Consider the following 20,228-nt stretch of genomic DNA (forward strand, 5'->3'; position numbering starts at 1 on the left):
TGCCAACAATTCAAAGAATTCACCGGCTCTATAAAATTGTTAAAGGTTGTAGTGGCGCCTCCACTGCGCTCTGTGCGTTGCTCGGACTTGATCAAGAAGTTTGTGACACTTCCTTTCAGCGGTTCCAGTGTGCGGAATGATATCCTTCCATAGAACTTGCGACTGGATCATATCGTAGCATTTGGCGTAAAACGTTTTCGCATTATCTGGCCAGTTCTCTCTAAATCCGCACTCCATTTCAAGAAACTTCCTAGCCAAGAAAATCACCAAGTCGCTTATTTGAATCATTGGATGTCGCTTTGAATCGATAGCGTAGCTAAATTCAACGACCCACTTCAGGGCAGCTGAATTTGGCGCTTCATATCTCCGGTAGTAGTGGATCATTTTTCGGACGTCTTCATCGAACTCTTCTTTCGGATCGGCGATAATCATCCCGCGCGCGGATTTGCCGAGTTTGATTTTGCAGAAGCGTTCGACATACGAGACCGTGTAGTTGTACGCGAGCAAATAAGGCACACTAGAATTGAACGCGTTGTGTTCATCGCCAACTGCGAGGCCGTCAATCTTGGCTTTGTCAAGTGCAATGAAATGGACGGCGTGTCCGCGGTCATAGATGAGTTTGAGAACTTTCTGCGCCAGGCCATTTCGATTATCTCGGCTCATGCCGGTGAATGGTCCGTCACCATTCGGTGACAACAACTCAGATGCATGTAGCTCAAATCCGGGCGGTAGGTTGCCGTCAAAATACGTCGCGACTAGAGCCTGAAAATCGGAGTACGTCTTCCGCCAACCTTCATCTCTGACCGAAATCCCACCTAGGACGAAGATCGGTTGCTCTTGAACATTTTTAACGAGATCCGTGCCGTTGCACCCGGTTTCGTCGCAATAGAAGAAATGCATACCCGGCCCCGCGCACACATTTGGTGGTTGAGTATGCGCGAGTCATCTCCCTTATGGTAGTGGTTTTCGGGCGCTTCTCGGGAGCGGTAGCCCGACATTTGAGTGCCCTTTGGCTATTTGGCGTGAAGCCGGGAATGCAGGAAATTGCTTGCGTTACGCTGTTTGGTGAATTTCAGCTTTGAGCGCGACGAGCTCGGTCCCGATCTCGTGCCCGATTACATGACCTCGGTGAAGGACGGCGGCTTCTACGGTTGGCCCTACAGCTATTTCGGCCAGCACGTCGATCCCCGCGTCAAGCCGGAGCGGCCGGATCTCGTCGCCAAGGCGATCGTGCCGGACTACGCGCTGAGCTCGCATGTCGCCCCGCTCGGGCTCGCCTTCAACACCGGCACCAGCCTGCCGGCCGCCTATCGCGGCGGCGCCTTCGTCGGCGAGCACGGCAGTTGGAACAGGCAGGTGCTCAACGGCTACAAGGTCGTGTTCGTGCCGTTCACGGAGGGCAAGCCGAGCGGACCGGCGCAGGACGTCGTCACGGGGTTCCTCAACAGCGATAATCAGGCGCGCGGACGCCCGGTCGGTGTCGCCATCGACAAATCAGGCGCGCTTTTGGTCGCGGACGACAGCGGCAACACGGTCTGGCGGGTAAGCGCGACCCATCCGCAGCTGACGCAACGTTAAGCCCGGTCCTGCGTTGAAGGTCAGACGATGTTTTGAACGCAAAGCCAGGAGTTGGACAATGGGTCTCGCTCAATACGCCATCGTGCCGGTGCAGGACGAATGGGGCGTGCTGCATGACGGCGACGTCAAGAGCCGGTACGCCACCAAGGAAGCCGCCTTCGAGTCCGCGGTTGCCGCTGCCTCCCTGGCCCTCCGTGAGGGCCACGAAGTGCATGTCAGCGTGCCCGGCCGCGAGGCGGGAGGCAACGCGCTCGGCGTCCGGGACAACGCTTGAGAAGGACGACGCGATGACCAAGCCCCGTGAGCCCAACGGCGTCGAGCCATCCCGCTCCGAAGACGACATCCAGCGCGAACAGCTCGGCCCGCGCGGCGTGCCGGGCGCGCCCGATCCGGCCAAGATGACGCCGCAGCGCGAGAAGAAGATGCCGAAGCACGTCGATCCCGGCCACACGGCTTGACGCGGCTCTGCGCAGCTAACTGATCAAACGATCAATCGCACGCGCGCGGCAATCCCCCATCATTTCCGTCTAGGCATTTGAAATCGAGGCAGTCGGCTTCGCGGTCATCGCGCGTACCGCCGCCGGCCTCCGGGCATAGCCGGTGCCCGGGCGTTCGCCCGCCATAACATCATGTTAGGTTTATCGCATAACTGGGTAATTGTGTTATCCAGGCGAAAGCCTATGCTCCTCCTCACTCAAGACACCGATCGGCAGTGCCAAGCGCTCGCGGAGCCCCGCAGAGCGCGTGGGGATTGCTGCCCAATTTTCCAACGAAGCCCGCCAACGGGACGTCAACAAACAAAACAGATCGGGAGGACATTCTCTGATGGCTACCACGCGTGCGATCCATGACATGAGTCAGTCCAGAAAGGCTGCTGCAAGCGGCTGGATCGGCTCGGCTCTCGAATATTACGACTTCTTCATCTACGCGACGGCGGCGTCGCTGATCTTCCCGCAGATCTTCTTCCCATCCGACAATCCCACCGTCGCGATCGTCGCCTCGCTGGCGACCTATGGCGTCGGCTACGTCGCGCGGCCGATCGGGGCGTTCGTGCTCGGTCATTGGGGCGACACGCATGGCCGCAAGACCGTGCTTATCGTCTGCATGTTCCTGATGGGCGTTTCGACCATGGCCGTCGGGTTGCTGCCGACCTATCAGCAAGCCGGCATCCTGGCGCCGATCCTGCTCGTGATGTTGCGCCTCGTGCAGGGATTTGCCGTGGCCGGCGAAATCTCCGGCGCGAGCTCGATGATCCTGGAGCATGCGCCGTTCGGCCGGCGCGGCTTCTATGCGAGCTTCGCCCTTCAGGGCGTGCAGGCCGGACAAATTCTCGCGGCAGCCGTCTTCCTGCCGCTGGCGGCCTACATGCCGACCGAGGCCTTCAACAGCTGGGGCTGGCGGATCCCGTTCCTGCTCAGCTTCTTCGTCATCGTCGCCGGCTACATTATCCGCCGCGAAGTCGACGAAACGCCGGCCTTTGCCCGAGAGGAGAAGCGCGGAGAAACGCCGCGGGCCCCGATCGTCCAGGCCATCCGCTTGAGCTGGCCCGACATGCTCCGGGTCATCTGCATGGCGCTGATGAACGTGATTCCGGTCGTCGCGACCATCTTCGGCGCGGCCTACGCGGTGCAGCCGGCCTATGGCATCGGCTTTGCGAAGGACGTCTATCTCTGGATCCCGGTGCTCGGCAACATGCTGGCCGTGTTCGTCATTCCCTTCGTCGGCCATCTCTCCGACAAGGTCGGCCGCAAGCCTCCGATCATCGTGGGCGCGCTGCTCTCCGGCCTGCTCGCCTTCGGCTATCTCTATGCCATCAGCATCCGGAACGTGCCGCTCGCCATCCTGCTGTCGCTGCTGATGTGGGGCGTGGTCTATCAGGGCTACAACGCGATCTTCCCGAGCTTCTATCCGGAGCTGTTTCCGACCCGCACAAGGGTGTCGGCGATGGCGATCTCGCAGAACATCGGCACCACGATCACCGCATTGCTCCCTGCGTTGTTCGCGACCGTGGCGCCTCCCGGATCGGCCAACATTCCCCTGACGATCGGGGCGATCGCCTTCGGCATCACGGTCATCGCGGCGCTGGCGGCTGTCACGGCCCGCGAAACCTATCGGATCAAGATCGACGATCTCGGCAATCCCCAGGCCGTTCCGATGGCCCGGGCCGATTATGAGCGGCAGCGTGCGGCGGCAGCAAGCCGGGCGACCGCACTTCCGACCTGACGGACGAACAAAGGCCCTGTCGCCGCGATTGACCAATGTTGCGGCGGCAGGGTTTCACGCGTAGCAAGACGAGCCGAACGTTGTGCGCGCGAGCGCGAAGATCATGAGGTCGCTGGATGAACCCCGCTGTCATTGCCGTCGCCATCACCGGCTCCGTTCCGCGCAAGAAGGACAATCCGGCCGTGCCGATCCTGCCCTCCGAGCAGATCGAATCGACGCATCAGGCCTTCGAGGCGGGCGCCACGCTCGCCCATATCCACGTCCGCAACGATGACGAGACGCCGTCCTCCGACCCCGAGCGTTTTGCTCAGGTGCAGGAGGGGATCAAAAAGCATTGTCCGGGAATGATCGTCCAGTTCTCGACCGGCGGGCGCGGCCGCGATCCCTCGGCGCGCGGATCGGCGCTCTACCTCAAGCCCGACATGGCCTCGCTCTCGACGGGATCGGTGAACTTTCCGACCATCGTCTACGAGAACAGCGCCGCGCTGGTCGAGACGCTCGCCACCGGCATGAAGGCGAACGGCATCCGGCCGGAAATCGAGATTTTCGATCTGTCGCATCTGCATGGCGCCCGCCGCCTGATCGAGGCGGGCCTCATCGACGCGCGTCCGCACGTGCAGTTCGTCATGGGCGTCAAGAACGCGATGCCGGCGGACGAGCATGTGCTCGACATTCTCCTGGGCGAGCTCAGGCGGCTGATCCCGAAGGCGACCTGGACCGCGGCCGGAATCGGCCGCCACCAGGCGGAGGTCATGGGCTGGGCGCTCGCCCGCGGTGCGGACGCGGTCCGCACCGGGCTCGAGGACAATATCCGCATCGACAAGACGCGCCTTGCTGCCAGCAATGCCGAGCTCGTGACCTTGGCCTGCGAGGCGGTCGCGCGCCACGGCCGGCGCGTTGCGACCGCGACCGAAGCGCGATCGCTGCTCGCCATCGCAGGGTAGGGCGACTTCCTCGCCTGACATGCTTCCGGCTGCCGCCTGCCATTCGGCGGCCGGCGTTCCCGTGGCCCGAGTCTCCGAGTAGACAGGTGCTACAGGCGTACTCGGCGCCTGCCGGGCAGGCGACGTTTGGAATGCAGTTCTTGAAATCTGACGGCAGGCTCATCGGGGTCCTGCTAGTGCTTGCGATCACGCAGCTGGTCGGATGGGGCACGATCGGGCTTCCCGCCATCGTCGGGCGCGATCTCGCCGCCGATCTCGGCATGAGCCTGCCGGCGGTGTTCGCGGGGACGTCCGTCCTCTACGTCTCGATGGGGCTGTGCGGCCCGTTGCTCGCCAAATCGTTTGCGCGGCACGGGGCGCGGACGGTCATGATGGTCGGCACGATCGTCACTGCGCCGGGCTTCGTGCTGCTGTCGCTCGCGCGCGAGCCGATGCTGTATTTCGCCGCATGGATCGTCCTCGGCATCGCCGGCAGCGCGACGCTGTCGACCGGCGCCTACATCATGTTGAACGAGATCGCGGGGCGGCAGGCCAAGAACGCGATCGGCGCGCTGATGCTGGTGACGGGCCTGTCCAGCAGCATCTTCTGGCCGATGACCTCGTTCCTGAGCGGTCATCTCGGCTGGCGGGGGACGTGCCTGGTCTACGCGGCGATGATGCTCCTCGTCAGCCTCCCGCTCTATGCGTTCGCCGCGCCGCGCCGGAAGATCGCAAAGGACGATGGCGCCGCGCCGGCGAAGCGGCTGCCGCCACCCGCGATTGCACGGAGCACGTTCGGCCTCGTCGTCGCCGCAATCACGCTGAACGCCTTCGTCAATTTCGGCATCGGCGCGATCCTGATCGAGCTGTTGCGCGCGGAGGGGTTGGCGCCGGCTCAGGCGCTTTTGTTCGGCTCGATGCTGGGCGTGATCCAGGTCAGCGCCCGCGGGCTGGATTTCCTCGGCGGCGGGCGATGGGACGGCATCACCACCGGGCTCGTCGCGGGCAGTGCGTTGCCGCTCGCCATGCTGCTGCTGATGACGAGCGAGGGCACCACCTGGGCGGTGGCGGTCTTCATCCTGCTCTATGGCGCCGGCAGCGGCGCAATGGCGGTGGCGCGGGCGACCATCCCGCTCGTGTTCTACGACCAGGCCGAGTTCGCCAAGGCGATGTCGATGATCGCGCTGCCGCTCAATCTGGCCTCCGCGATCTCGCCGCCGCTCCTGGTCGGTCTGCTCACCCAATTCGGCAGCCGCGGCGCGCTCGGCCTGACGCTGGCGTTCTCCTGCGCGACGGTGCTGATCCTGGTTCTGCTCGCTCGACGCCGGCCTCGGGCGGGGGCGGCCGGTGCGGTGTCAGGAATACACCCATAGATTGCCTATCCCCTTTCGGATAAAGTCGGCAGGGCCGCCTTGTGCGGCGATATTGCCGTTTGCTCTTTATTTCGGTCGCTTCGTCCGAAAGCGGTTTCAGCGATGACGGATCCGGTGGTGCCTGAAGGAGGTCCCGAGCCGTCCGCAGGCACCAATCCGGCGCCTGCGGACGCGCCTGCCGGGCATGCGTCTCCCCAGCCGAAGCCGGGCCTGCCGGCATTTGCTTCCAAGGCGAACGATCTCGACGCATTGCGCGGCGCGGTCGTCGATGCAGCAAATGTCAGCGCCGGCCTCTGGCTCAGCTATCTCTTCGTGCTGCTGTATCTCGCCATCGCAGCCGGCAGCGTGACCCATCGCGATCTCCTGTTCGAGAAATCGGTCAAGCTTCCGTTCCTGAATGTCGAACTGCCCCTAGTCGCCTTCTTCATCATGGGGCCGGCCCTTTTCCTCGTCGTCCATGCCTATGTGCTGCTGCATTTCATGCTGCTCGCCGACAAGGCGGGCGCCTTCCACCAGCAGCTCCGGCTGCAAATCGACGATGATGACATCCGCGCGAGCTTGCGCCGGCAATTGCCGAGCAACGTCTTCGTTCAATTCGTCGCCGGGCCTCCCGGCGTCCGATCGGGCGGAGTAGGTTTAATGTTTCGCCTCATTGCGCAGATCAGCTTGATCGTGCTGCCGATCGGGTTGTTGATGCTGTTTCAGCTCCAGTTCCTGGCCTATCACAGCGAGCAAGTCACCTGGTGGCAGCGGGTGGCCGTGGTGATCGACCTCGCTCTCATCTGGGCGATATGGCCCTCGATCAACCGGGGACGGATCGCGCGTCTCAGGTTACGCAATAGCCTGCGGTGGCCTGTTGAGGGGGCGGTTGTGGCAAGCGCGCTGGTGATACTGATGATCGGCGCGCTTGCGACATTCCCGGGGGAATGGCTGCATTCGGCGCTGCCGGCCCTGCGGTTTATCCCGGCCTCATGGGTGTCGCCGGCACTTCCGGCAAAGGCCGAGCAACACTCGCGCGAGGCCAAATTCCTGTCCCTGCATACGCTGCTGGTTGCAGGAGACGTCGATGCGGTGACGCGCAGGCCCGTAAGCGTCTGGTCCAACCGCCTTGTGCTGCCGGAGTTCAGCGCAGCATCGTCCTCTAGCGAGCCGATGTCCTTGCGAGGCCGGCGACTGGAAGGGGCCGTGCTGACCGCGGCTCGGTTCACGGGTGTCGATTTCACCGGAGCCTATCTTCAGGAGGTTAATTTCGACGGTGCGGACCTGCGAGGTGCGCAATTCGGATGCGGCGAGACGCAGTTTGTCAGGACTGACTCGAACGGCAATGAAAAGCCGTGGGAGCATGTCTGGGTCGACGATCTGACTTCGAGACTCGCCAATCCGCACGACAAACATGATTGCACCTGGCTTCGCGCAGCCTCCATGAGAAACGCTTCGCTGCAGGGAGCCCTGTTGGATGGGGCGCAAATGCAGGGGGCCGATCTGACCCGGGCTCATCTGCATGGGGCGTCGATGCAGCTGGCCAATCTGGATGGAGCCTCACTGTTTCGCGCTGAATTGCCGGGCGCCTCGCTCAGCGGCGCGTCCCTGATCGGTGCGGATCTGCAAACGACGAAAATGTACGGTGTAACGTTCCTGCTCTCCGATCTGTCGGCGGCCAAACTGAATTTTGCCGATCTCCAGGGCACCGAGTTCGCCGCGGCCAGATTAGAGGGGGCCAGACTTCAGGCATCATTCTTCTGGAGAAGCAGGCCTCCAAATCCGCTGACCGACGCCGCCGTCCAACCCTGGGTTCGCATTCCGGTTTTCGATCAAACCTATCGGGGCAACAGATTCGTGCCATGCAAGGGGATGGTCGGGAACGCTTGCCCCTGGACGAATGAGACGTTCGAAGCGCTCAAGCAATCGCTTCAGGACGGCATTTCCGATGTCAGGCGCCGAAACGATGCGATCAAGCGCATTAGTATCCTTGATCCGGCTGTGTCCGACCAGCCTGAGTCTCGCCGGCCCTCAGTCTGGGAAGATCTGGAGCACAAAGCGCCGAGCGAGCCCAATTTCCTGAAGACGCGCGCGAAGCATCTGCATCGAGCGTGTTGCCGCGATGGCGGCATTTACGTCCTGCGCGCGTTGCTGAAGCGCCGGTTCGATGACATTCTGCTCGAGGACAGGGACGTGCTGAAGGAATTCGCGGGCGACTTGCTGGACGGCAAGTCCTGTCCGGAAATGAACAAGCTGAGTTCGCAGGACAGAGCTCTGCTCGAACGTGTGAGGACGAGCACAGCTTCCTTCGCACCGTAGGCCAAGGGGTGTGCCGAAGAACACGCGGGACCGGGCGGAATACCGCCGTGCGGAACGCCCTGCGGAGCAGCGTCCGAGGATAGCCGTATGCCCGGAGCGCAGGACTCAGCGCGAGAAAAATGGTGTATCCGCAAGGGATCCGGCCGCTTTGAGCCGCCAAGATCTAGTTCCCCGGAGGAAATCGACATGTCGGCCCTGCCGCTCTCAGGCATCAAGATCCTTGACCTCACCCGCGTGCTGGCCGGGCCGCTGTCGGCCCAGATGCTGGGTGATCTCGGTGCAGAGGTGATCAAGATCGAGCGGCCGGGCACCGGCGACGACGCGCGCGCCTTCGGACCGCCTTACCTGGCCGACCCCGAGGGCAAGGCCAACAACAACAATTCGTTCTATCTCTGCGCCAACCGCAACAAGAAGTCGGTCACCGTCAACATCGCCAAGCCCGAAGGGCAGGCGATCGTCCGCGAGCTCGCCAAGAACGCCGACGTCTTCATGGAGAACTACAAGGTCGGCGATCTCAAGCGCTACGGCCTCGACTACGAGACCATCAAGGCGATCAATCCCGGCATCATCTATTGCTCGGTGACCGGCTTCGGCCAGACCGGACCCTATGCGCCGCGCGCCGGCTACGACGCCATCCTGCAGGCGATGGGCGGGCTGATGAGCGTCACCGGCCATATCGACGGCGAGCCTGGCGAGGGCCCGATGAAGGTCGGCCCGTCGATCGTCGATTACATGACCGGCATGAACGCCTCGATCGGAATTCTGTCGGCGCTCTACCATCGCGACGCCAGGGGCGGGCAGGGACAGCACATCGACGTCTGCCTGTTCGATACCGTGATCGCATCCTTGTCGCACTGGCTGCAGATCTATCTCGTCAACGGCAAGACGCCGCCGCGCCGCGGCACCTGGGGCAATGGCGGCATGCCGGCCGGCGTGTTCCGCTGCGCCGACGGCGAGCTGATGCTGGTGGTCGGCAATGACGGCCAGTTTCAGCGCACCTGCGCCGTGCTCGGCGCGCCCGAGCTCGCGAACGATCCGCGCTTCGTCAAGAACAACGACCGCGTCGTGCACGGCAAGGAGATCATGGCGATCTTCGCCGGCCTGTTCCTGAAGCAAAAGGTAGCCTACTGGCTGGACAAGCTGGAGGAGGCCGGTGTGCCCTCGGGGCCGATCAACAATTTCGAGCAGGTGTTCTCCGACCCGCACGTCCAGTCGCGCGGGATGCGCGTGAAGGTCAACCACCCCTTCGAGCCCGATCTGTCGCTGGTCCGCAACGCGCTGACGCTCTCGGAGACCCCGATAAAGGACTACCGTGCCCCGCCGCTTCTGGGCGAGCACACACAGGAGGTGCTGGGCGGCAAGCTCGGCTATGATGCCGGCAAGATCGAGGCGCTGAAGCAGCAGGGCATCATCTGACGCTCTCTGTTCCCGCCGCCGAGAGGCCGGACTTCAGGCGCAGCGCGACTGTTGCGACAGGCATGGACGCGCGCGCCATGTTGGGGCTTGCGTGGAGCTTGCCCGCAATCCCCAGCTAATCCCGGACCGTAGTCGCACAGGCTTCCGCTTTGCCTCAGACTCTGTTTCGATCTCTCCACTTGAGTTCGGGGAGGGAAGTGAATGTCCTACACGATCGGGTTCCAGGCCAAGGACCAGAAGGCCGTTCTGGCGACCGAGGCGGCCACCGCCAATCAGGCCGTCGCCATCATTGCCGCGCTGCGGCAGAGCGCTGACGAGATCAAGTTCATCCGCTCACCGCAGGAAGGTGAGATGGGCATCGAGATGCTGCTGCTGCTCGCCAAGGAAGAGGCTGAGGAGATGCCGCAGCGGGCGTAGTTCCCAGCATCCACACTTCGAGCTTAAGCGAACCATGCCGGCTACGATTAGTGTAGTCAGCGGATAGACTCGCTCGAACCGAAGGTGGCCGCCATGAAACGCGAAGCGCTCCGCGTCGAACCGATCTCGTCGTTCCTCGATCGCTGGAAGGCGCCGACCTCGCCGGTGACGCGCGCCGGCAACATGATCTTCGTCTCCGGCCTGCCACCGTTCGACCCCGGCACCGGCGAGATCGCCGTTGCCCCGATCGAGCGCCAGAGCGAGATCATCATGGAGCAGATGAAGCTGTGCCTCGAGACGGCCGGCGCCTCCCTCGACAACGTCATGAAGTGCGACGTCTACTGCACCTCCACCAAACACTTCGCGGCCTTCAACGCGGTCTATGCGCGTTACTTCCCGCATGACGCGCCGGCGCGGATCTTCGTCTGCACGCCGGAATGGTTTGGCCCCTTCGACGTCGAGATTGACTGCATCGCGATGATGTGAGGTGGTGGCTTCACCTCTCCCCGCTTGCGGGGAGAGGTCGGATTGCATCGAAGATGCAATCCGGGGGAGGGGGGTACAGGTGCCTCGAAAGTCTCACGCGCGGAGAGAGGCCCCTCACCCCAACCCTCTCCCCGTAAGAACGGGGCGAGGGAGCACACCGTCGCTGCGGCGGCGGCTCGATCTTCAACGCGCATCCCGCACCAATGTACGCGCCGGCGCTTTGCTCTCCGCCCGCCCCGCCGTCAGGGCCATCGTCGCCACGCTGACGACGCGCGCGACCACGTCCTCGACGTCGTCGAGATCGCATTTGCCTTCCGACAGCTTGGTCAGCCGCTCGCTCTCGCGGATGGTGTGATGCGCCATCGCGAGCGCGAAGTTGAGGCCCCAATAGATGTCGACGTCGCTGCGGTCGGGCAGGGACCGTCGCATCGCGCCGGCGAATTTGCGCAAATGGTCGATCTCGCGGTTCTTGATGCGCCGGATCGGCGGCACGGATTCGATCGAGGCGCGGATCATGAAGCGCGCGGCGGTCGAGCGCTGGTTCTCCGGCCCCAGGCAACCGCGCAAGGTCGGCCCGACCAGCGCGCGCAGGATCACCTCGATCGGTGCGCGGCCGCCGCCTTGCTCCTCCGCCGCCTTCAATTCGCGCAGGCGCTCGCGGTTGGTGGCGATCGACCGCGTGACGAACAGTTCGGCGATCAGCTCGTCCTTGGAGCCGAAATGATAGTTCACCGCGGCGAGGTTGACGCCGGCCTCAGCGACGATGTCGCGCAGCGTCACGTCGCCGAAGCCGCGGTCGGCATAGAGCCGTTCGGCGGCGGCGAGAATGGCAGACCTCGTATGATCGCTGGCCATGGGTGCCCTCGGGGAGGGGAGTTGCAATTCAAACACTTGTATGAAACTATCGTTTGAAGACCCGGAAAAGTCAATCCGCAATCGGGACTCGTTCGCAACTGCGGCTGGGTTCGACGGGTCCGCAACGTCGGCGCATTCGCGCTTGCGGGTCACGCGATGCGGGAGGACAGTCCGGGCAAAAGGACTACGAAAGAGAGGAGCGTCCCATGGACTTCGATATGTCGCCCAAGCAGAAGGAATGGCTTGACCGCGTGCGGTCCTTCATGGCCAAGCACGTGCGCCCGGCTGTGCCGATCTACGATCAGCAGGACAAGAGCGGCGACCGCTGGAAGGTGATCCCGGTCCTCGAGGACCTCAAGAAGAAGGCGAAGGCCGAAGGCCTCTGGAACATGTTCATGCCGCCGAGCGAGCATGAGGACGACGAATTCCGCGGCGCGGGACTGACCAATCTCGAATACGCGCTTTTGTCGGAAGAGATGGGCCGCATCACCTGGGCCTCGGAAGTGTTCAATTGTTCCGCGCCCGACACCGGCAACATGGAAGTGTTCATCCGCTACGGCACCAAGGAGCAGAAGCGGAAATGGCTGCGCCCGCTGATGGACGGTGAGATCCGCTCCGCCTTCCTGATGACGGAACCGGCGGTCGCCTCGTCCGACGCCACCAACATCGAGACCCGCATCGAGCGCGACGGCGACCATTACGTCATCAACGGCCGCAAATGGTGGTCGTCCGGCGTCGGCGATCCCCGCTGCAAGATCGCGATCCTGATGGGCAAGACCGACTTCAAGGCGGCCAAGCACCAGCAGCAGTCGCAGATCCTGGTTCCGCTCGACACGCCAGGCATCAAGGTGGAGAAGATGCTGCCCGTGTTCGGCTTCGACGACGCGCCGCATGGCCATGCCCAGGTGCTGCTCGAGAACGTGCGCGTGCCGAAGGAGAACATCCTGCTCGGCGAAGGCCGCGGCTTCGAGATCGCGCAGGGCCGTCTCGGTCCGGGCCGTATCCATCACTGCATGCGCACCATCGGCAAGGCCGAGGAGGCGCTGGAGAAGATGGTGAAGCGGCTCGCATCGCGCACCGCGTTCGGCAAGAAGATCGTCGAGCACTCTGTGTGGGAACAGCGCATCGGCGAAGCCCGGACTAACATCGAGATGACGCGTCTCCTGTGCCTCAAGGCGGCCGACATGATGGACAAGGTCGGCAACAAGACCGCGCAGGCCGAGATTGCCATGATCAAGGTCGCCGCGCCCAACATGGCGCTGAAGATCATCGACGAGGCGATCCAGGCCTTTGGCGGTGCCGGTGTGTCGGACGAAGCGGGCCTTGCCAAGGACTACGCCCACATCCGCACGCTGCGGCTCGCCGACGGCCCGGACGAGGTGCACAACCGCGCCATTGCCAGGCTCGAGCTTCGGAAGTATGCAAACTCTCCAAGTCACTGAGAGGGAGGGCCCGACGGCGCTCCCGACCTGAAGCAACGACAGGGCTTGATCCGGTGACCGCTTGACGCAAGTGCGTCAGCGGTTACCGATTAGGATCATGCTCGACCTGAAATGGTCAGGACTGAAGAGGGAGCGTCACCGTGGCTGACGGCGTCAGGAAAGACGAAGAGTTCTCGGGCACCAAGCCGGTCGAGGAGCGGCATCGTTTCGACGAGCTTCGCCTCGAGGCGTGGATGCGCGAGCACGTCGAAGGTTATGAAGGCCCGCTGGTCGTGCTCCAGTTCAAGGGCGGCCAGTCCAACCCGACCTATCGCCTTAACACGCCGAACCGTTCCTACGTGATGCGCCGCAAGCCGTTCGGCAAGCTGCTGCCCTCGGCGCATGCGGTCGACCGCGAATATCGCGTCATCGCGGCCCTTGGAAAGCAGGGCTTTCCGGTCGCGCGCGCCTATGCGCTGTGCCAGGACGACGGCGTCATCGGCGCGGCCTTCTACATCATGTCGATGGAGGAGGGGCGCGTGTTCTGGGATCCGACGTTGCCGAGCCAGGACAACGATGCGCGCCGAAAGATCTTCACCAGCAAGATCGAGACGCTGGCGAAGCTCCACATGTTCGACCCCGTCGCCATCGGCCTCGGCGACTTCGGCAAGCCCGGCAACTATTTTGCGCGGCAGATCGACCGCTGGACCAAGCAGTACCGGGCGTCCGAGACCCAGCACATTCCCGAGTTCGAGAAGGTCGCCGAATGGCTGCCCAGGACCGTGCCGGAGCAGGCGCGCGTCTCGATCGTCCATGGCGATTACCGCCTCGACAACATGATTTTCCACGCGACGGAACCGCGCGTGCAGGCCGTGCTGGACTGGGAGCTGTCGACGCTCGGCGATCCCATGGCCGACTTCACCTATCTCTTGATGCAATGGATCATGCCGGGCCTCGAGGGTGCCGACCTCAAGGCGCTCAACATCCCGAGCCTGGAAGAGGCCGCGCAGATCTATTGCGACGTCACAAAGATGACGGTGCCTGATCTCAACTGGTATTTCGCCTACAACCTATTCCGTCTCGCCGGCATCACCCAGGGCATCGCCGGCCGCGTCCGCGACGGCACCGCCGCCAACGCCAAGGCGCTGGAGTCAGCCAAGCGCACCGTGCCGCTGTCAAAGGCCTCATGGGAATACGCGCAGAAGGCAGGCGCGGTGTAGGAACAACGAAGGCGCGGCTGATGGCCGCGCCTTTTTCCTTCGCGGCTGGTTTCGTAGGGTGGGCAAAGGCGCGTAGCGCCGTGCCCACCATCTCTCCGCGATCACACGAAAACGGTGGTTACGCTTCGCTTTGCCCACCCTACGGCACCTACGCTTCGTAGTCTCCGTCATTGCGAGCGCAGCGAAGCAATCCAGATTCTTTCCGCGGCGGCAGCCTGGATTGCTTCGCTGCGCTCGCAATGACGAGGAGGCGGAATGCGAGACTCGCAATTCACACCGCGCAAGCGCCTTTCGCAGCGACCGAGTCCTTGTATTCCTTGTGTGCCCAATCCGCTCCGGGAGACCCGCGCATGATCGACCACACTACCCTCATCACTTACGTCCTCATCGTGCTCGGTTTCGTCTTCATTCCGGGACCGGCAACGCTGCTCACCATGGCGCGGGCGGCAAGCTCGGGAACGAAGGTCGGCATCGCCACGGGTGCGGGAATCGCCGCTGGAGACCTGGTACACACGGGGATGGCGATTGTCGGACTCTCGGCGATCATCGCCACATCGGCGTTGCTGTTCAGCATCGTCAAATATGCGGGTGCCGCGTTCCTGATCTATCTCGGTATTCGCGCGATGCTGGACAAGGCGCCAATCGAGCTGAACGGCAGCGCCCCTATGATCAGCGCAGGTCGCGCATTCCGCGAGGCCGTGCTGGCCGAAGTGCTCAATCCCAAGACCGCGCTGTTCTTCCTGGCGTTCCTGCCGCAATTCGTCCAGCCGGAGCCAGGATCAACCGCTCTTCAGCTTGCGATCCTCGGCATGGTCTTCGTGCTGCTCGGCCTCGTCAGCACGGTCGTGTTCGCCGTGGGGGCGGGGCGTCTCGGCCAACTTCTTCGCCGCCACCCGGCTGTCGTCAGATGGCAGGGCAAGGTGGTCGGGACCATTTACTGCGCAGTCGGCGTTCGGCTCGCCCTGCAGGAGCGGTGAGGCGGCCAGGCTGGCTCTCGTAGGGTGGGCAAAAGCGCGTAGCTTGTGCCCACCATCTTTGCGCGATCAGGTAATAGTGGTGGGCACGCTTCGCTTTGCCCACCCTACGGCAACGCCGCCTAAGACGCCGTCTTCGCACAATGCGCGATCAGCCTTTCCACGAAGCCCGCGCATTTCTCCAGCTCCGCCATCTCCACGAACTCGTCCGGCGTATGCGCCTGCGCTATCGCGCCGGGGCCGATCACCACCGAGGGGATGTCGGCGATGCTGGCGAACAGGCTCGCCTCGGTGCCGAAGGCGACCTTGGCGTGGTCGTTGCGCCCTGCGAGGCTCTTGGCCAGCGTGACGATGGCGGCGTCGGCGGCGGTGTCGAGCGCGGGATAGTCGAGGATCTCCTCGAAATCGATGCCGCAGTCGGCATGTCTCGCCTTCATCGCCGGCTCGATCTCGGCCTTGGCCCAGGCGACGATCGCATCGGTCACCTCCTTGGACTCGGTGATGCCGATGCCGCGGCATTCGAAATCCACGGTGCAGGTATCAGGCACGATGTTCAGCGCTGCGCCGCCATGCACGATGCTGGTGAGCAGCGTCGAATGCGGGACGTCGTAGAGGCTGTCCGCCGATCGCGCGGCCTCGAGCGCCACGGCGCGGCGGCGGATCTCGACGATCAGCTCGGCGGCATATTCGATCGCATTGACGCCGTCGGGGGCGATCGAGGAATGACGCGCGAGCCCGCGGAACGTGGCGCGTACGCCATGCTTGCCCTTGTGGCCGATGATGACCTGCATCTGGGTCGGCTCGCCGATGAAGGCGCCGAGCGGCCTGATCGTCTTCTTCGCGACCTCGTGCAGCATCGGCCTCACGCCGACGCAGCCGATCTCCTCGTCATAGGAAATCGCCAGATGAATCGGCGTCTTGAGTCTCGCCTCCATCATCTCCGGCACCATGGCGAGGCACACCGCGACATAGCCCTTCATGTCGGTGGTGCCGCGGCCGTAGAGCTTGCCGTCGCGCTCCACCAGCTTGAACGGATCATGGCTCCAGTCCTGGCCCACGACAGGCACGACATCGGTATGGCCCGACAGCACGAATCCCGGCCGATCCTCCGGCCCGATCGTGACCCAGAGCGAAGCCTTCTCGCCGGTGTCGTCGACGATGCGCTCGCCCTTGATCCCGAAGGAGGCGAGATAGCCCTCGATATGGGCGATCAGGGGCAGGTTGGTGCGGTCGCTGACGGTGTCGAACGAGACGAGGTCGGCGAGGAGCTTTCGGATGCGGTCGGGTCTTGAGCTTGGCATTGTCATATTCTGTTGGAGAGCAGGAAGGCTGAGGTGCCTGCAGGAACCATACCAACGTGGCGGTGGGATGGGCAAATCAACACCGCAGCCGTCATTCCGGGGCGATGCGCAGCATCGAGCTATGGTGCGCAATTGCGCACCTGAGAATCCATCGGACCGCACGACGCGCTGAGAAATGGATTCCGGGCTCGCGACTTCGTCGCGCCCCGGAATGACGGGGAGGTCTACCAAACCTTGCGTTGTCCGTCGGGCAAAACACCAAGGCATCGGTCAAGACGAGGCCGATAAAATATTCCGCTTTACCGAAATTCGGAAATGACGTATGTGTCGGCTCAACCCGGCCCAAGGAAGAGGGGCGTATCGCGATCGTCACGAACGCGGGCCGGGGGGCGGTGGACGCGGATGGCGTCGGCGCGAACGGCTTTGCAGGGCGGGCAACCGTGAGCGAGGTCGTCGCGCATACGACCGGTGTCATCAGCGTACGGCAAAATCGTGTGGTCCTGACGCCCGGGGTCTGTGCGTCAAGTCTTGTGGTGATGTGGTTGCCCGACCGGGCGATGCGCATCAGCCATCCGCAAGGTGACGGGGGCAATAGTGCATCGCTCCCCGGGGAGAGCGCGACATAAGCCGTAAAACCACTGCGCAGGGAAGGCCGGATGTTTGGCTTCACCTGTATGCCGCTGTGCAAATTCTTGTTGCCACCTTTCGCACAGTGGACCGTGGGTGCCCGGCCGGCACCCGGTCTTCCCTGCGCCCTCTTTCAATCGAGGGTGAGACGACGAGCAAAGCTCGGGCGAAATGCGCCGCGAGGATGCGGAAGCGCGTCTGCGACGACACACTCGCTGTCATCCCGGTTTAACCGGGCGATCCAGTACTCCGAGACAGTTATGGCTCAATCGATAGGCCGCGTCGTACTGGATTCCCCGCCTTCGCGGGGAATGACAGTAGCATTTGGAAAGCGATTTTCCTGCCACCCCGTCATTGCGAGCGCAGCGAAGCAATCCAGAGTCTCTCCGCGGATGCATCCTGGATTGCTTCGCCGCGCTCGCAATGACGATGCGGAGGCAGGTGTGCACCAAAACTCCCGCTCGCGTGCCCCGGACGCTGCGCAGCACGAAGTGATGCGCTGCAGAGCCGGGGCCCATGCAGCAGCGAGCGACGTCGCCTGCTGGGTCCCGGCTCTGCGCCGCATCGCTTGCGCGCTGCGTCGCGTCCGGGACACGAGTGCGAACTAAACCGGCTTGCCCGTATACGGCATCGATGCCGTCAAGCCGCCGTCCACCGGGAACGCTTGCCCGTTGACATACGAGGCCTCGTCGCTCGCCAGGAACAGTCCCATCGCCGCGAGCTCGTGCGGCTGGCCGGGGCGCTTGAGCGGATTGAGCTGGCCGATCTTGTCGGCGGTGCCGCGCTCCTTGGCGCGGTCGAAGATCGGCTTGGTCATGCCGGTCTCGATCAGGCCGGGGCAGACCGCATTGATGCGCACGCCGGTGCCGGTGAGCGAATAGGCCGTCGTTTGCACCAGGCTGATCACGCCGGCCTTGCTCGCGGCATAGGGATGCCCGCTCGCGCCAGCCTTGAGACCGGCAACAGAGGCGGTCAGCACGATCGCGCCGGACTGCTGCTTGACCATATGCGGCATCGCGTATTTCACCGCGAGGAACGGCCCGATGAGGTTGACGCGCAGGATCTCCTGCCAATGCTCGACGGTCTGCTCGGCGAGCGGAACGAGCCCGCCGGAGACGCCGGCATTGGCCCAGATGACGTCGAGCCGGCCGTGCGTCTTCACCGCCTTGTCGATCATTGCGATGACGTCCTTTTCGGAGCCGGCATCTGCAACCATCGCTTCCGCGACGCCGCCGGCCTTTTTGATCTCCTCGACCGTCTCCTTCACAGCTTCGGTGCGATCGACCGCGATCAGCTTGCCGCCTTCCCTGGTGAACAGCAGCGCAGCCGCACGGCCGATGCCGCTGCCGGCGCCGGTGATGATGACGGATTTGCCTTGCAGGCGGCCCATGCGTTTCTCCCTTTTGCTCGCGCACGACGCTTGCCGTGCGACGGAATTTCAAACAAGATTTCAAACGGCAAAGTGTCTTGAGACACGTTCGCTACTCACGTACAGCGACATCAGACGGGATGGAAGGGTTTCGATGGCAGGTGCAGACAAGCCGAATGTGGTCATCACGCGGTGGTGGTGGGTCCGTCACGCGCCGGTGCGCAATGACGGCGGCAACATCTACGGGCAGAGCGACATCGCCTGTGACACCAGCGATACCTATGTGTTCAATGCTGTCGCCAAGGTGCTGCCACATCAGGCGGTCTGGTATTCGAGCAATCTGATGCGCACCCATCAGACCGCCGAGGCGATCTGGGCCGCAGGTTTTCCAAGGCCGGCATCGATGAAGCGGGAGGCGGATCTCGCCGAGCAGAACCTCGGCCGCTGGCAGGGCATGAACCGCGCCCAGTTCATTGCCAGCCGCCCCGTCGGCGCGAGCTGGTTCGCCGACATCAACGAGCCCGCGCCCGGCGGCGAAAGCTTCATGGACCTCTACAACCGCACGCGCCGCACCATCGAGCGGATCAACGCCGAGGCGGCCGGGCAGGACATTATCGCGGTGGCGCACGGCGGCACCATCAAGGCGGCGGTCGGTCTTGCGCTCGGTGACCGGCCGGAGCAGGGGCTCGGATTCGATATCGACAATGTGTCGGTGACGCGGCTCGATCATTTCGCGAGCCCCGAGCGCACCCTCTGGCGGCTGCCGATGGTCAATCAGCAGCCGTGGATCGCGGATCCCGCGCACGCGGCAATGCATCAGCCGGCGGGACCGGAAGTCAAGAAGCTGGCCTGACACTGAATACGAAAATCAATCTGGGAGAGAAACATGACCTTGTTCGACATGAAGGGGAAAGTCGCCGTCATCACGGGATCGACGCGTGGCATCGGGCTCGCGATCGCCGAGCGCATGGCCGAGCACGGCGCCAAGGTGGTGATCTCCTCGCGCAAGGCCGACGTGTGCGAGCAGGTGGCGAAGGGCATCAACGATAAGTTCGGCAAGGGCACCGCGGTCGCGGTCGCCGCCAACATCTCGTCGAAAGAGAACCTGCAAAACCTCGTCGACGAGAGCAACCGTGCCTTCGGCAAGATCGACGTGCTGGTCTGCAACGCGGCGTCGAATCCGTATTACGGCCCGCTCGCCGGCATTTCCGACGATCAGTTCAGGAAGATCCTGGACAACAACATCGTCGCCAACAATTGGCTGATCTCGATGGTTGTGCCGCAGATGATCGAGCGCAAGGACGGCTCGATCATCATCGTCTCCTCGATCGGCGGCCTGAAGGGCTCGACCATCCTCGGCGCCTACGCCATTTCGAAAGCCGCCGACATGCAGCTCGCGCGCAATCTCGCCTGCGAATACGGCAAGCACAACATTCGCGTGAACTGCATCGCGCCCGGCCTGATCAAGACCGATTTCGCAAAGGCGCTGTGGGACAATCCGGAGAACCTGAAAGCCTCGACCTCGCGCTCGCCGCTCTTGCGCATCGGCATCCCCGACGAGATCGCGGGCGCGGCCGTGTTCCTGGGCTCGAAGGCCGGTGACTTCATGACCGGCCAGACCATGGTGATCGACGGCGGCGCGACGATCAGCTGACGCGATAGAGCTTAGAAGGGAAGCGGCACCTGCCCACCCAACAACCAGTGTCATCGCCCGCGAAGGCGGGCGATCCAGTACTCCGCGGCGGAA

Annotated in this window: 18 protein-coding genes and 1 pseudogene; 15 read left to right on the forward strand and 4 right to left on the reverse strand. The window is 63.4% G+C overall.

Annotated elements, in window-relative coordinates; translation table 11 throughout:
- Nucleotides 1-39: 39 nt before the first annotated feature.
- Nucleotides 40-900 carry a DUF3800 domain-containing protein gene (locus tag ACNJYA_RS15540; RefSeq protein WP_439403207.1) on the reverse strand — a complete coding sequence of 287 codons (861 nt, stop codon included), beginning with the start codon at nucleotides 898-900 and terminating at the stop codon, nucleotides 40-42.
- A 150-nt stretch (nucleotides 901-1,050) separates the two neighbouring features.
- On the opposite strand from ACNJYA_RS15540, the pseudogene ACNJYA_RS15545 reads away from it, so the two are divergent.
- The 10 genes and pseudogenes from ACNJYA_RS15545 to ACNJYA_RS15590 form a co-directional block, all read left to right on the forward strand.
- Nucleotides 1,051-1,578, forward strand: a pseudogene (locus ACNJYA_RS15545) (PQQ-dependent sugar dehydrogenase); the annotation flags it as partial.
- A gap of 58 nt (nucleotides 1,579-1,636) precedes the next feature.
- Entirely contained in the window at nucleotides 1,637-1,852 is a 216-nt protein-coding gene (locus tag ACNJYA_RS15550) for a hypothetical protein (protein ID WP_172783156.1), read from the forward strand.
- 13 nt (nucleotides 1,853-1,865) lie between these two features.
- Nucleotides 1,866-2,036: a hypothetical protein gene (locus ACNJYA_RS15555; protein WP_172783157.1), complete on the forward strand. Its 171-nt coding sequence runs from the start codon at nucleotides 1,866-1,868 to the stop codon at nucleotides 2,034-2,036.
- Between the two features lie 367 nt (nucleotides 2,037-2,403).
- A complete protein-coding gene (locus ACNJYA_RS15560) occupies nucleotides 2,404-3,801 on the forward strand; it encodes an MFS transporter (RefSeq protein ID WP_439403208.1) in 1,398 nt (465 codons plus the stop codon).
- Between the two features lie 116 nt (nucleotides 3,802-3,917).
- Nucleotides 3,918-4,745 carry a 3-keto-5-aminohexanoate cleavage protein gene (locus ACNJYA_RS15565; protein ID WP_172783159.1) on the forward strand — a complete coding sequence of 276 codons (828 nt, stop codon included), beginning with the start codon at nucleotides 3,918-3,920 and terminating at the stop codon, nucleotides 4,743-4,745.
- A 131-nt stretch (nucleotides 4,746-4,876) separates the two neighbouring features.
- The gene (locus ACNJYA_RS15570; RefSeq protein WP_439403209.1) at nucleotides 4,877-6,097 is read left to right on the forward strand and encodes an MFS transporter; all 1,221 of its coding nucleotides are present in this window, start codon (nucleotides 4,877-4,879) and stop codon (nucleotides 6,095-6,097) included.
- Nucleotides 6,098-6,199: 102 nt separating this feature from the next.
- Nucleotides 6,200-8,395, forward strand: coding sequence for a pentapeptide repeat-containing protein (locus ACNJYA_RS15575; protein ID WP_439403210.1), 2,196 nt, complete (start codon nucleotides 6,200-6,202; stop codon nucleotides 8,393-8,395).
- A 186-nt stretch (nucleotides 8,396-8,581) separates the two neighbouring features.
- Nucleotides 8,582-9,811: a CaiB/BaiF CoA transferase family protein gene (locus ACNJYA_RS15580; protein WP_439366816.1), complete on the forward strand. Its 1,230-nt coding sequence runs from the start codon at nucleotides 8,582-8,584 to the stop codon at nucleotides 9,809-9,811.
- 201 nt (nucleotides 9,812-10,012) lie between these two features.
- Complete coding sequence (locus ACNJYA_RS15585; protein WP_025037058.1) at nucleotides 10,013-10,228, forward strand: hypothetical protein; 216 nt, start codon at nucleotides 10,013-10,015, stop codon at nucleotides 10,226-10,228.
- Nucleotides 10,229-10,321: 93 nt separating this feature from the next.
- Complete coding sequence (locus ACNJYA_RS15590; protein WP_439403211.1) at nucleotides 10,322-10,714, forward strand: RidA family protein; 393 nt, start codon at nucleotides 10,322-10,324, stop codon at nucleotides 10,712-10,714.
- 183 nt (nucleotides 10,715-10,897) lie between these two features.
- Here the strand turns inward: ACNJYA_RS15590 and ACNJYA_RS15595 are convergent, their stop codons facing one another.
- Nucleotides 10,898-11,569 carry a TetR/AcrR family transcriptional regulator gene (locus ACNJYA_RS15595; protein WP_260379749.1) on the reverse strand — a complete coding sequence of 224 codons (672 nt, stop codon included), beginning with the start codon at nucleotides 11,567-11,569 and terminating at the stop codon, nucleotides 10,898-10,900.
- A gap of 206 nt (nucleotides 11,570-11,775) precedes the next feature.
- On the opposite strand from ACNJYA_RS15595, the gene ACNJYA_RS15600 reads away from it, so the two are divergent.
- The 3 genes from ACNJYA_RS15600 (at nucleotide 11,776) to ACNJYA_RS15610 (ending at nucleotide 15,187) form a co-directional block, all read left to right on the forward strand.
- Entirely contained in the window at nucleotides 11,776-13,011 is a 1,236-nt protein-coding gene (locus tag ACNJYA_RS15600) for an acyl-CoA dehydrogenase family protein (RefSeq protein ID WP_439403212.1), read from the forward strand.
- Between the two features lie 140 nt (nucleotides 13,012-13,151).
- Nucleotides 13,152-14,210 carry a phosphotransferase family protein gene (locus ACNJYA_RS15605; protein WP_172783167.1) on the forward strand — a complete coding sequence of 353 codons (1,059 nt, stop codon included), beginning with the start codon at nucleotides 13,152-13,154 and terminating at the stop codon, nucleotides 14,208-14,210.
- A 350-nt stretch (nucleotides 14,211-14,560) separates the two neighbouring features.
- Nucleotides 14,561-15,187 carry a LysE family translocator gene (locus ACNJYA_RS15610; protein ID WP_260379748.1) on the forward strand — a complete coding sequence of 209 codons (627 nt, stop codon included), beginning with the start codon at nucleotides 14,561-14,563 and terminating at the stop codon, nucleotides 15,185-15,187.
- Nucleotides 15,188-15,306: 119 nt separating this feature from the next.
- Here the strand turns inward: ACNJYA_RS15610 and argE are convergent, their stop codons facing one another.
- Nucleotides 15,307-16,485: an acetylornithine deacetylase gene (gene argE, locus ACNJYA_RS15615; protein WP_439403213.1), complete on the reverse strand. Its 1,179-nt coding sequence runs from the start codon at nucleotides 16,483-16,485 to the stop codon at nucleotides 15,307-15,309.
- Between the two features lie 1,231 nt (nucleotides 16,486-17,716).
- Entirely contained in the window at nucleotides 17,717-18,502 is a 786-nt protein-coding gene (locus ACNJYA_RS15620) for an SDR family NAD(P)-dependent oxidoreductase (protein ID WP_212254923.1), read from the reverse strand.
- Nucleotides 18,503-18,635: 133 nt separating this feature from the next.
- Here ACNJYA_RS15620 and ACNJYA_RS15625 point away from each other — a divergent pair, with 133 nt between their 5' ends.
- Both ACNJYA_RS15625 and ACNJYA_RS15630 read left to right on the forward strand, forming a co-directional pair.
- Nucleotides 18,636-19,334, forward strand: a complete 699-nt coding sequence (locus tag ACNJYA_RS15625; RefSeq protein ID WP_172783171.1) for a histidine phosphatase family protein — start codon at nucleotides 18,636-18,638, stop codon at nucleotides 19,332-19,334.
- Nucleotides 19,335-19,367: 33 nt separating this feature from the next.
- Nucleotides 19,368-20,135 carry an SDR family NAD(P)-dependent oxidoreductase gene (locus ACNJYA_RS15630; protein ID WP_135169859.1) on the forward strand — a complete coding sequence of 256 codons (768 nt, stop codon included), beginning with the start codon at nucleotides 19,368-19,370 and terminating at the stop codon, nucleotides 20,133-20,135.
- Nucleotides 20,136-20,228: the final 93 nt, after the last annotated feature.

This window comes from Bradyrhizobium sp. BLXBL-01 (assembly GCF_051853025.1).
Classification (GTDB): domain Bacteria; phylum Pseudomonadota; class Alphaproteobacteria; order Rhizobiales; family Xanthobacteraceae; genus Bradyrhizobium.